Genomic DNA, 1,002 nt, shown 5'->3' with positions numbered 1-1,002 from the left:
AAGTCCTTATCCGAACTGTCCCGGCGACCTCACAACAGCCCAAATAAAACCGACGACGAAATCTTGGCCCGTGTGGTGGCGATGAAGGAGGCTCACGATAAATGGGGGCCGAAGAAGCTTCTCGAACTATTACGACTTGAGGATCCCTGCGTCGCTTGGCCTTCTCCAAGCACGGCAGGTCAATGGCTTGACCGACTTGGGCTCGTCAACAAACGGCGCTTCAAGCGCCGGCACAGCACTTCTCATGCACAAATGCGGGAGGCCAACGACCCTAACAAGACTTGGTGCGCGGATTACAAAGGGCAATTCAAGATGCTCAACGCACAGCTGTGCTTCCCGCTGACCGTTACTGACCATGCGTCCCGGCTGATTTTGGCGTGCAGGGCCCACCCCAAGATCATGACTCAGCCTGTAAAACAAACATTTGAGAGGCTTTTTCAAGAGTACGGCATGCCGGAAGTCATCCGTTCGGACAACGGAGTTCCGTTTGCCTCTCCAGGCCTTGCAAGAATGTCCACATTGGCTGTTTGGTGGATACGCCTGGGCATCTATCCCGAGCGAACCATGCCGGGAAGACCCGCCCAGAATGGTCGCCATGAGCGAATGCACCGTAGCCTGAAACTTGAACTGCCCCTAGGCAAAAACCTGGTCGAGCAGCAGCTTTTGCTGGAGCATTTCAGGCATGAGTTCAATTACGTACGCCCTCATGAAGCACTCGGCATGAAGCGTCCAGGGGACCTGTATGTGCCGTCTACCCGCCTTTACCCAGGATGTTTGCCCGATGTGGAGTATCCGGCAGAAATGAAGGTTCGAAGCGTCAGGCAGGACGGATCGATCAAGTGGAAAGGCAAGTTGGTATTTATCAGCGAGGCACTGTCTGGGGAAAGGATAGGGCTTAAAGAAGCTGAGGATGATGTTTGGGATTTGTACCTGTGTGATTATCCCCTGGGAAGGCTTGGACGAGGTATGACCCGCGTCCAGGCCTCAAATGTGTAAACGATG

At 54.2% G+C, this 1,002-nt stretch carries 1 protein-coding gene; it reads left to right on the top strand.

Annotation, left to right across the window (positions count from 1 at the left end):
- A partial coding sequence (locus AC0IYH_RS29000) for an integrase core domain-containing protein (protein ID WP_471837448.1) occupies positions 1–996 on the top strand: 996 nt, incomplete at its 5' end.
- Positions 997–1,002 lie beyond the last annotated feature (6 nt).

It is taken from the genome of Pseudomonas sp. AC463 (assembly GCF_979253585.1).
This window is presented reverse-complemented; position numbering and strand designations above follow the sequence as displayed.